10 protein-coding genes are annotated in these 10,674 nt (G+C 58.6%); all 10 read left to right on the plus strand.

All coding sequences use genetic code 11. The features are described 5' to 3' along the window. The first annotated feature begins 48 nt into the window (after nt 1-48). The 10 genes from AC6HU3_RS10550 to AC6HU3_RS10595 all read left to right on the plus strand — a co-directional run bounded on the left by AC6HU3_RS10550 (nt 49) and on the right by AC6HU3_RS10595 (nt 10,604). Nucleotides 49-708 (plus strand): CPBP family intramembrane glutamic endopeptidase, encoded by a 660-nt coding sequence (locus AC6HU3_RS10550; protein ID WP_497473717.1) that lies wholly within the window; start codon nt 49-51, stop codon nt 706-708. A gap of 31 nt (nt 709-739) precedes the next feature. After that, nucleotides 740-2,833, plus strand: a complete 2,094-nt coding sequence (locus AC6HU3_RS10555; RefSeq protein ID WP_497473718.1) for an ankyrin repeat domain-containing protein — start codon at nt 740-742, stop codon at nt 2,831-2,833. A 355-nt stretch (nt 2,834-3,188) separates the two neighbouring features. Next, complete coding sequence (locus tag AC6HU3_RS10560; RefSeq protein ID WP_497473719.1) at nt 3,189-3,404, plus strand: heavy-metal-associated domain-containing protein; 216 nt, start codon at nt 3,189-3,191, stop codon at nt 3,402-3,404. A 34-nt stretch (nt 3,405-3,438) separates the two neighbouring features. Then, on the plus strand, nt 3,439-4,197 hold the full coding sequence (locus AC6HU3_RS10565) for a hypothetical protein (RefSeq protein WP_497473720.1): 759 nt from the start codon (nt 3,439-3,441) through the stop codon (nt 4,195-4,197). A gap of 179 nt (nt 4,198-4,376) precedes the next feature. Next, the gene (locus AC6HU3_RS10570) at nt 4,377-4,613 is read left to right on the plus strand and encodes a type II toxin-antitoxin system Phd/YefM family antitoxin (RefSeq protein ID WP_497473721.1); all 237 of its coding nucleotides are present in this window, start codon (nt 4,377-4,379) and stop codon (nt 4,611-4,613) included. 114 nt (nt 4,614-4,727) lie between these two features. After that, nucleotides 4,728-5,432, plus strand: a complete 705-nt coding sequence (locus AC6HU3_RS10575; RefSeq protein WP_497473722.1) for a Type 1 glutamine amidotransferase-like domain-containing protein — start codon at nt 4,728-4,730, stop codon at nt 5,430-5,432. Then, nucleotides 5,429-6,010, plus strand: a complete 582-nt coding sequence (gene rdgB, locus AC6HU3_RS10580; protein WP_497473723.1) for an RdgB/HAM1 family non-canonical purine NTP pyrophosphatase — start codon at nt 5,429-5,431, stop codon at nt 6,008-6,010. The genes AC6HU3_RS10575 and rdgB overlap by 4 nt, the downstream gene beginning before the upstream one ends. A gap of 70 nt (nt 6,011-6,080) precedes the next feature. Continuing rightward, complete coding sequence (locus tag AC6HU3_RS10585; protein WP_497473724.1) at nt 6,081-9,275, plus strand: ATP-dependent Clp protease ATP-binding subunit; 3,195 nt, start codon at nt 6,081-6,083, stop codon at nt 9,273-9,275. A 270-nt stretch (nt 9,276-9,545) separates the two neighbouring features. Continuing rightward, nucleotides 9,546-10,061 carry a hypothetical protein gene (locus AC6HU3_RS10590; RefSeq protein ID WP_497473725.1) on the plus strand — a complete coding sequence of 172 codons (516 nt, stop codon included), beginning with the start codon at nt 9,546-9,548 and terminating at the stop codon, nt 10,059-10,061. A 102-nt stretch (nt 10,062-10,163) separates the two neighbouring features. Beyond that, complete coding sequence (locus AC6HU3_RS10595) at nt 10,164-10,604, plus strand: hypothetical protein (RefSeq protein ID WP_497473726.1); 441 nt, start codon at nt 10,164-10,166, stop codon at nt 10,602-10,604. Nucleotides 10,605-10,674 lie beyond the last annotated feature (70 nt).

Genomic DNA, 10,674 nt, shown 5'->3' on the forward strand with positions numbered 1-10,674 from the left:
CTTTCAATCTCCACCTTGAAATTCCACACCCTGCCCCGGATCATACGGATGATCCCCAAAAGCGACCAGGGGGTGTGGCCCATGAACAACGTCTGGCCCTGGTTTGTCGCCGCTGGAACGCCCTTCGGGATTTTGCTCCTCTTCACCCTGGCCTACATCTTGCTGTATTCAGCGAGAGTCCCGGAGTCCAGAATCAAGGAGATCCTCGCCCGGTGGGGGGTTGTGCTGATCACCCTCAACATCATGATATGGACCCTGATTGCCCTCTGGAGAATCGAGAAGGATCTGGCTTTCGATCCCTTTGTGTGGAAAGGAACAACCGAGTTGTTCACTTTTCTCGTGGCGTTCCTTGGCCTTCATCTTCAGAGGCAAGTCTTTCGCCTGTTCCGTTTCGAAATTCCAGGTTCCGTCCGCTTCGATTTTCCCCTGGGTCTTTTGAGCGTTGTGGGTGCGTTTGAAGAAGTGATTTTCAGGGCATATGTGCAGAACGCCTTTGGAGGGGTCCCGGGATACCTCATCTCCACCCTCTCCTTCGGGCTGCATCACATCGGTGCGAGCTTCCAATACTTCGTGTACGCCTTGGTGGGCGGCCTCATCCTTGGGGGAATCTACTGGATCACCGGAGCCTTCTGGGGCGTGTTTTTCGCCCACGGTCTTTATAACCTGAGCGCTGTGATTCTGAAGCATCGTCGTCAAGCAACAAAATAAGGGTATCCGTTAGCCGGGAGGAGAAATCGCCATGTCGGGCTGGTTTCTTTTTATGATCGCGCAAATCGGGACACCGTGGGGACTTGAATACATCCGTGCCGATCAACTCCCCGATTCTGGTGTGGTCGCCCTTTTCATGGCTACAGCGCGGGGCGACACCCACGTCCTTGCGGAATTTCTCGCCCGTGGAGGCGATCTCGATACGGTTCGGGACGCGCAATGTCGGGGGATCGCCCATGTGGCTACAGCCACAGGTCAGACAGACCTGCTCCACTGGCTGTTCCGGCACAGAAACCGTGTATGGTTCCACGATTTCGGAGGCCAGGATGGAACCCCCCTCTATTTCGCCCTTCAAAGGCGGGACCGGGACATGGTCCGGTTCTGGACAGAGGTCTATATGGATCGGGCGCTTCAGGCTTTGCCTGAGGTGATGTGGGGCGCAGCCTATGTGGGCGATTCCATCATGGTGATGGGCATTCACGAAGCGGGGGTAAAGGAAAAAGATCCGGAGGCTCTCCGGTGGGCGCTGGAGGGAGGAAATCCTTCGATCGTGAACCTTCTTCTTTCAAGAAGATGGATGCTTCCTCCTCCCGACGAACAGATCGCGCAGGACCTTCTTCACGCGGCGGTGCGTTCGGGGAACCTGGAAGCGGTGCGTTTCCTGGAAAAGGTGTGGGGAAGGCTTCCGGTGGAAGATTCGGGCTGGACAGCCCTTCATGTCGCGGCATCCCGGGGCTGGGCCGAGATTCTTGAGCATTTGCTTGCCTATGCCTCCACACCGGATCCGGTCGTTTACAGCACGTATCTATGCAACGGAACACCTTTCCTTTATGCCCTGGCACAGGGGCACCTGGACGCAGCCGGGGTTCTTTTGCGCCATGGCGCTTCCTGGAGTCCCCCGGTGGTCAACCGCGCATGTGACGGATTCACCGCCATCCATGCAGCGGTTCGGAGCCAGAAGGAAGCGGTGGTGCAATGGGTTCTCAGGCGATGGAACGGTGCGCTGGAATCAAAAACGTTTCTGGGGAATTCCGCCCTGCATGTTGCTGCGGGGGAAGGGTGGCTGGAAGGTGTGCGCTTTTTCCTCCGCAGGGGGCTGGATCCCTTCATGCCGGGGCGGAATGGCGAAACCCCGTATGACGTTGCCGTCAGGAACTTTCGAAAAGACGTGGTGTTCTTCTATCTCGACTCCCTGCAGGCAGACCCCCTGAAACCCCTTTCGGTGTGGACGGAACAATTCCTCAAGGAGCTTTTGCGCCTCGAGTGGATTTACGGTGCCCCTGAACCTCTGAAACGCCTTGGTCTGCGGGTGCTCGCTTCCCGTGACGCGGCTGACGCTTTTGCAAAAAACGTGATCCGCGAGCTTCTTGCGCGCGTGTCGCCTGAGGTTTTGAAATCCCTTCCGAAGGAGAGAGAAGCGCTTCTTCAGGCCTATGCCTTTGTGGGAGATGCGGAGGGAGTTCGCAGGGTTCGCCCCCAACTTCCTCCGGATGCATGGTGCAGGGCGATCCCGTATGCCGTATATTCCGGGGATCTCAACGTGCTTGCGCTGCTCCTTGAGGGGGATTGTGACGCGGCATCCGTGTGGAAGAAAGCGGTTTCTCATGGAAAACCGGAGACGATACGGGAAGTGGCCCGGTGGTTTCCAGAGGTCGTGAGGGAGAAAAGACCTGAAGTTCTGTTTATGGCACTTGGCAATCCCCATCCCGGGGTGATGGACGTTTTGCTGGATCTGGGCTGGTCTTCCCAAACCCGGCATCCACGGTCCGGGATGCCTGTCCTGTATGGTGCGGTGATGCGGTGTCATCTCGATGCGGTGGACGCCCTGATCCGTCGCGGGGCGTCGCTGAACGTCACGCATCACGGGTCCACCCTTCTTGATGCTGCGATGACGGGGATATGTCCGGAAGGGGTGCGTTTGCTGCTTCGTCGGGGAGCGCGGGTGGTGTCCGTATCGTCCATTGGGAGTGCGCTCTGGGTGAACTGGCGGATGGTTCAGGACGTTTTGCGAACGGAAGGAATGAAGTTTCGCAAGGATCGAAATTACAGCGCGTGTGATGCGGTACGACGCATGGTGGGGTGCATGCGGAGGCTGTTGCGCCCATACTGTGAGGGGGAGGAATGAAAAGGGGGGCGTACAGAACCGAAGATCGGACATTCCCCTCCGTGGTCCATTTTTTCGGGATGAACGAGCGTATGCGTGTTTCCGTTGTCCTGAATCCTCCCCGTCCCCCAACCCCTCCCGCTATGGGAGGGGAGAAAACACCCCATGCAATTCTTTTGGGGAATTGCATGGTGACCCCGTCAACGTTCACGGAAAAACTCTCTATATTCGGGGTCCCCACGTGGTTTTCCAAAGAAAACCGCGTGGGGTGCACTCTGTGGGGGTGTCCGAACCCATGTCCGGAGTTCTGCATGGGATCGTTGAAGATCCCGTCCGGGCGCTGGATCATTTGTTCACACGAACAGGAGGTGACGGGATGAAAACCTTTGTCCTCAAGGTGGATGGCATGACGTGTCAGGGATGTGTGCGGACAGTGACGAAGGTGCTGGAGAAGGCCGGCGCTCAGGAGGTGCAGGTGAGTCTGGACGAGGGACGGGCTGTGTTCAAAGCCGACGGAGATCCCGCCACCTTCATCCAGGCGGTGGAACGGGTGGGATACGGCGCTGCCCTGGAGGAGGTGAGGGAGGGGTAACACCCCGGTTTTCTCAAAACAGGAGGAATGAGGTATGCGCCGTCTGTTTGCTCTTCTCATGGCGGTGGGGATGCTCGTGCTCCCCGCATGTAACATCCTCACGAAGCCCGGGAACGACGATACAGGGGGGAACGGTGATACGGGAACGACAGGTCCCATTGACAGTGTCTGGGTGATCATTCTCCTGGATTCGATTCGTCTTCCGGACTCGATCACAGGCTACACCCTGTGGTCGAGGAGGTACCGGTATGGGCCAGGGGAATCCAGGGTGTTTGACCAGGCGTTTGACCGGTCGCAGGACTGGACAATGGCCAATGCGTTTGTGGGGGTGGGTGCAGCGGACACGCAGTACGGGTGGATCAGCCGGGAGATCGGTTATGTTGGGAGCGAGGGGAGTGATACCCTGTTTGCGGGGTTTGCTCCAGCCCCCTTCGGACCCGTGGGCTGGCATATTCCGGAGGATTTACCGGATACGATGGACCTGAGGTGGTTTTGCTTGGCCGTGTATGGTCCGATTATCGAGGTGTATACGACGTCTGGAGACACAGGGTACGACCCTGTTTTCCCGGAGGCGGGTCCTAACGATAGTCTCTTGTATATCTGGCTGAACGACCGTGCGAATTATCCCTGGTGGCGCCCCTTTGTGCTTACCAACGACACGCTGGTGATTGGGGTTGGAGTGGATTACGGCATGGATGGATCGTCTCTGGTCTTTAAGTCTGGATGTACAGGACCGTATGCGGGGCTTTATTACCGCATCATCAGTGGGGGGCAGGAGGTGGTGCTACCATGAAACGGTGGGGGACCGCTCTGGTTTCCGCAATCTCTGGAGGATTTTCTTCGGGGTTGCACAGAACTTCTCCCGGACCTCTGGAGGTTAGGGTCACGCTGGATGAAGTGTACAATTGACGGAACGATGGCAAACCCGTATGTTCAGACTGGTCGCAGACGAGTCAAAAGGAGATGGGCGAAATGCCTGAAATTGGAGCCTGTGAGGCAAGAGCGAGATTCGCCGAACTCCTTCGGCGGGTCGAGAAGGGAGAACGATTTGTCATCACCCGTCATGGCGTCCCCATCGCGGTCCTGGAAGGCCTGTCGCCCCGCCGTCAAAACGTAAAAGAAACGATTCAGGCCATCCGGAAATTGCGCAAAGGACAAAGACTTCAGGGATTGAACATCAAGGAGCTCGTGGAGGAAGGCCGGATGTGAAGGCCCGAGCGACCTTCGTGCTGGATGCGTCAGCAACGCGCTTCTCATGACAGAACGACGGAAAAGACGAACCCGGGCAACCGTCATGGCTTTTCTGGAACAATGGATAAAAAGGTGAAACGGCGAATTCTGGCCATCGGAGGCATGGGGGACCGGGAGACCGGGGATCGCCTGTTCCGGGCGTTTCTGGACCTTGTGGGCAAACCCTCTCCCGTGGTGGCCTATCTCGGCACGGCAAGCGGAGACCGCATGGGAGGGGTGGAACTCTTCGTGTGGCGGTGCGTGCGGATGGGGGCGGTTCCCCGGGTGGTTCCCCTGTTTCAGCGCACCCCCGACCTGGAAAAGACGTTCGCCGAAGTGGACGCCGTCTATGTCGGCGGAGGCAACACCTTCAGCATGCTGGCCGTGTGGAAAGCATGGGGGCTGGACACCATTTTGCGCATGCGGTATGAAGAGGGTATCCTTCTCGGCGGTGTGAGCGCCGGCGCCATCGGCTGGTTTGAACAGGCCCTCACCGATTCCTGGGAGGAAGAACTCCGGGTGATTCCGGGACTTTCCTGGCTTCCCGGGTGCGGGATCCCCCACTACCGCCTGGAGAAAGACCGCAAACCCGCAACCCGCCGGTTCCTTCAGGAAGGCGTGATCCGGGAAGGAATCGCCATCGACGACGGTGCCGCCGTGCTCTTTGAAAACGAACAGCCCGTAGGCGTCATCCAGGCCCACCCCGATGCCCGGGCCTATCGGGTGCGCTGGCAAGACCACGATCTTGAAGAAGAACCCCTTCCCCTCCTCCGTCACCCGAAGGACCTGGTTCCATGAAAACCCTCCTCATCGCCACGGGCAACCCGGACAAACTCCGGGAGATCCGGGAGATCCTGAAGGACCTTCCCGTGGAACTCAAAAGCCTGGGGGATCTCGGGTTTGAAAGCCCGGAAGAAACGGGACTCACCCTTGTGGAAAACGCCCTGATCAAGGCCCGCAACGGATTTGAACGCACAGGACTTCCCACCCTGGCCGAAGACACGGGTCTCGTGGTCCCCGCCCTTCACGGGATGCCCGGCGTGTTTTCCTCCCGGTTCGCCGGAGAACAGGCCACCTATGCCGACAACCGCCGGAAACTCCTGGCCCTCATGGAAGGGGTGAGCGATCGCCGGGCGGCTTTCGTCTCGGTGGTGGCCTTTGTGGACGGCAGGCGGGAAGCCCTCTTCGAAGGGAAGGTGGAAGGCTGGATCGCCCGGGAGGAACGGGGAGAAGGGGGATTCGGTTATGATCCGGTGTTCATCTATCCTCCCTGGGGCTTATCCTTCGCCGAAATCCCCCTCACCTGGAAAAACCGCATCAGTCACCGGCGGAGAGCATGGGCAAGCGCAAAACATTTTCTTCAATCCTTAATATAAGATTACTTGACAATGCCCGCCCTGTCCTTTATCCTTCCGGGCGAAACAACATCGTGCAAGGAGGTGGACGATGAAAGGACTTCAGGGATTTTCCCTTTCAGAACAGGCCAGGAAGCTCCTTCACCGGGCAGAAGAGGTCGCCCGGGAAGAAGAGTCCCCTGTGGTGGACACGGATCATTTTGTGGGGGCCCTTTTCCGGGAGAAAGAAGACAACCCCTTTGTGAAGTGGCTGCGCAACCGGGGGATTGCCCCCGAAGCCCTTGAAGGGGAAATTGCCAAGGCGCTGTCTCAGCTCCGGGATCAGATGGATCGCGCAACCCGGAGCTACCGGGAGGCGCTGGATCAGGTGGGCACGCAGCTCGCCGGATCCTATGGAGTTCGTCTGGCGGAAAAGACTCTCGTGGCCCTGCTGGAGCACCTGGATCAGGTGCTGGGGGATCACCTGGCCGGACGGCGAATCACGGATTTCGAGCGGGTGCACGTCCGCCGGTGGGTGCCGGTCACCAGCCGTCCCCGAAGCCTGATCGAGAGCCTGTTCCCGGAATTCGGTGCGCTGTTTGAAGAATTTGAGCGGTCCACCCGGGAATGGACCTTTCGGGAAGACGTGGTGGAGGTGCCCCGTGCCTTCGTGGAACGCATCCGGAAGCTTGCCGCAGAAGAAGGGCTGTCGTCGGAAGACACCGACCAGCTCCTCTATCAGATGGCCGACGTGGAGGAGAAATTCCGGGAAGCCTTTATCCAGGTGGCGGACAACGGGCTGGATCCCCGACGGATCATCCGGAAGCTGCTGGTTCATTATGAACCTTCCCGCAAAACCGAGCCCGAGGCATCGGCCTTTCTTCAGGAGATGCTTCGCAAAGCCCGGGGACGGGGGGACGGCAAGGCCATCGGCGTGAGCCAGATGGTGGACGCCCTTCTGGAGATGCCCCGGACGGTGGGCGGTCAGATTCTTTCGCAGGTCATTCAGGCCATGGATCGTGCAAGGGGGGAAACCATGGACAACAAACGCATTTCTCAGGAGCTCCAGGAAGAGGAAAAATCTGCTCTCGAACGTTTCACGGTGGATCTCACCCAGTTGGCCCGGGAAGGGAAGCTGGATCCCGTGATCGGACGGGACCGGGAAATCGCTCAGGTGATTGAGGTCCTTTCCCGGAGGCAGAAAAACAATCCGGTGCTGGTGGGTGATGCTGGCGTTGGAAAAACGGCCATCGTGGAGGGTCTCGCCCAGCGGATCGCCGCGGGAGATGTGCCGGACCACCTCAAGAACAAACGGATCCTTCAACTGGATATGGGCGGACTCCTTGCGGGAACCAAATATCGTGGGGAGTTTGAGGAGCGCCTGAAAGCCATCCTGGAAGAGGTGAAGAAGGCCGGTGACGTGATCCTGTTCATCGACGAGATCCACACCGTTGTGGGCGCCGGAAAAGCCGAGGGCACCGCGGTGGACGCGGCCAACATGCTCAAACCCGCCCTGGCCCGTGGGGAATTCCAGGTGATCGGGGCCACCACGCCGGACGAATACCGCAAATACATCGAAAAGGATGCCGCGCTGGAGCGGCGGTTCCAGCCGGTGTGGGTGGACGAGCCTTCTCCGGAAGACACCCTGGAAATCCTCCGGGGGCTTCGCCCCAAGATGGAAAAGCACCACGGGGTGAAGATCACGGACGACGCCCTGGAAGCGGCGGTGAAACTCACCCACCGGTATATCCAGAACCGCAAACTCCCGGACAAGGCCATTGATGTGCTGGATCAGGCGGCGGCCCGGAAGCGGATCCAGACGCAGTATTCCGACGAGCTGTTCAAGCTCCGGGAGCGTCTGCGCCGGGTGGAGGAAGAACTGGAACGGGCGGAGCGGGTGAAAGATGAGGAGGCGCGCAAGAAACTCCAGAAAGAAAAATCCGAACTTGAACGCCGGATTTCCGAACTCACGGCTGAATCGGAAGATGCCCGCCTGGCCGCCCTTCGTCAGCGGGTGGAGATGCTGGAGAAACAGGTGAAGGAAGCTGAGGAGGAAGGGGACATCTCCCGGTGGGAGAAACTTTCCGACCAGCTCAAGGCGGCGAAGAAAGAGTATCTGGAGAAGAAAAAAGCCGTGGAAGGAGAAGAGTCCCTGGTGGAGGTTACGGCCGAGGATGTGGCGGAGGTGGTGTCGGAACTCACCGGAATCCCGGTGTCCCGCATGCTTCAGGAAGAGCGGGAGCGGCTCCTCTCCATGGAAGAGCATCTCCACAAACGGGTGATTGGCCAGGATCACGCCATCCGGGCGGTGGCGGAGGCCATTCGCCGGGCACGGGCCGGCGTGTCCGACCCGCGGCGTCCCCTCGGATCCTTCCTGTTCCTGGGACCCACGGGTGTGGGAAAAACGGAGCTGGCCAAAACCCTGGCGGAGTTTCTCTTCGGGGACGAGGATGCCCTGATCCGCCTGGACATGTCCGAGTTCAAAGAGGAGCACTCCGTCGCCAAGCTCATCGGAGCGCCTCCGGGCTATGTGGGCTATGAAGAAGGCGGGAAACTCACCGAGGCGGTTCGCCGCAAACCCTATTCGGTGATTCTTCTCGACGAGATCGAAAAGGCCCACCCCCGGGTGTTTGACCTCTTCCTTCAGGTGCTGGATGACGGCCGGCTCACCGACTCCCAAGGACGCACCGTGAGCTTCCGGAACACCGTGATCATCATGACCTCCAACCTTGGGAGCGAGCACCTGGTCCGCCTGATGGAGCAGTTCAACCCGCGGTTTGAAGCCATCCACAAGCGGTATATGGAGCTGGAGCAGAAATTCCGGAAGGGCGAGGTGGACGAGGAAACCTATCGTAAAGAAAAAGAAGAGCTGGATCTGGAGTATGAGCGGCTGAACCGGGAGTTCGAGGAAGCCTTCGAGCAGGCCAAAGAACGGGTGCTGGAGCGGGTCCATGCCTATTTCCGGCCGGAATTCCTCAACCGGATTGACGAGATCGTGGTGTTCCATCCCCTCCGGTTTGACCATATCCTGGCCATCGTGGACATCCTGATCCGCCGGGTGAACGAGCGTCTGAAGGATCAGGGGATTGAGCTGGAACTCACGCAGGCGGCCAAGGAGTGGCTTGCCCGGAAAGGGTTTGACCCGATGATGGGTGCCCGGCCGCTCCGGAGGGTGATCCAGCGGGAACTGGAGAACCGCCTGTCCGAGGCCATTCTCAAAGGCGAGATCACCGAAGGGAAGGTCCGGGTGGACGTCGGACCCGAAGGGCTCGTGCTGGAGCAGGTGAAGGAAGGCGAAGAAAGCTGAACGTTTGCGGGATTGAAAAACCGGGCGGGCCCTGCCAGAGGCAGGGCCCGCCTTTTTCCTATGCAACCTTTCTACCGACCGTGTGAGAATGAAACGGTTCCAGATGATTGTACTGAATGCGATGTTTTCCCAGCGTGCGATCTATGGGCGAGAATGTGCATGGATTCTGTACATGTCCATACACAGCGTTTTGGCGCCCTCGTACAGGACATACACCGTGTCCCGGTTAAAAAGGAAATCCCGTGGTAAGAGTCCCGCGCAGTCAAGCCGATGGCTTTCCACGACCTTTCCGCCCTGAATGATCTGAAGCTGATTCAGATCACGTTTGAGGGCAATTCCATCGTACACATCATCCGGTTCCTGGACCCCGCTTGTTTTTCCCAGAAGATCCCAGGTCCTGAGGTCCCGGAGTTCCGCCTCTCCGGGAGAGGCTCGGCACAAAAAGGTCCCTCCGTAGTGGCGGAAATGGTAAACATCCTCCCAGCGGACGCGACAATGTTCAGGAATCCTTCTCCAGGTTCCTCCGGGGAACACCACAAACCACTCTCTCCGGGGGCTGCGAAGGAACAGGAATTTGCAGGGATACCCTTCGCAATCGTCCGCGTGTCCATAGAGGCCCAGAGGCTGTGGCTCCAGGGAGTCGTCAACCCAGAAGCACTGTTGCCTTTGCTCAACGCAGAAGACAAAACCTCCTTCCATGGGATAAAGGGAAGCTCGGGCGGGGAGCGTGAGCCTCCGAATCACTCGACCTTCGGGAAACTGGATGACTTCGGCAAGTCCGTTTGAAGAAATCCAGAAGACGCACACATCGTCATCAGTGAGAAGTTTGCATTCTTCCACGGGATTCGAAATGCTCATGACTCTGTCATCGCTCAGGGGAAGGAAAAAATGTCTCTTGAAGGGAATTTTTTCCTCCACAAAGAAGAGCCGTGCCGTGTCCCCCGTTCGGGGGTTGAAGGTCACCAGTTCATATCCCACACGGGGCTTATAAAGAGTCAAAAAGAGCACACCCCTCCTGGATGCAAGGAAAGCGAGGGGCTGGTCCAGTTCGATGGAGCGGAGAGGGTTCAGCGTTTTGTCCAGCACCACGAGGCGATCGACGTACCGGGATGCCTCAGGGTGGCTCATATAAAGGATGATGTCTTCGAGAAGTCCGATGAAGCCCGAGGGAAACCGGATCCGTCCGATCCGCTGGACCCTTTGTTCGGGAGAAAGGCCGTGAAATGCCTGAGTGCAGGCCACAAACAAAAGCAACAGAAGCGAAAGGATCCACACCCTGCTGCGGCGCTCAGGCATCGTATGGAAAGGATACAGCACACATCGGAATGAAACAAGCACATCCTGCGGCCTTTGCGCAAGGCCGGTGCAGCCATGTGTCCTTTTGAACGTCCCCCCCGGG

The organism is Caldifarcimen microaerophilum (assembly GCF_055387105.1).

Bases quoted from the DNA above. Each gene is read 5' to 3' on its own strand.
- AC6HU3_RS10550 (WP_497473717.1), top strand. From the start codon at position 49: ATGATCCCCAAAAGCGACCAGGGGGTGTGGCCCATGAACAACGTCTGG.
- AC6HU3_RS10555 (WP_497473718.1), top strand. From the start codon at position 740: ATGTCGGGCTGGTTTCTTTTTATGATCGCGCAAATCGGGACACCGTGG.
- AC6HU3_RS10560 (WP_497473719.1), top strand. From the start codon at position 3,189: ATGAAAACCTTTGTCCTCAAGGTGGATGGCATGACGTGTCAGGGATGT.
- AC6HU3_RS10565 (WP_497473720.1), top strand. From the start codon at position 3,439: ATGCGCCGTCTGTTTGCTCTTCTCATGGCGGTGGGGATGCTCGTGCTC.
- AC6HU3_RS10570 (WP_497473721.1), top strand. From the start codon at position 4,377: ATGCCTGAAATTGGAGCCTGTGAGGCAAGAGCGAGATTCGCCGAACTC.
- rdgB (WP_497473723.1), top strand. From the start codon at position 5,429: ATGAAAACCCTCCTCATCGCCACGGGCAACCCGGACAAACTCCGGGAG.
- AC6HU3_RS10585 (WP_497473724.1), top strand. From the start codon at position 6,081: ATGAAAGGACTTCAGGGATTTTCCCTTTCAGAACAGGCCAGGAAGCTC.
- AC6HU3_RS10590 (WP_497473725.1), top strand. From the start codon at position 9,546: ATGGCTTTCCACGACCTTTCCGCCCTGAATGATCTGAAGCTGATTCAG.
- AC6HU3_RS10595 (WP_497473726.1), top strand. From the start codon at position 10,164: ATGTCTCTTGAAGGGAATTTTTTCCTCCACAAAGAAGAGCCGTGCCGT.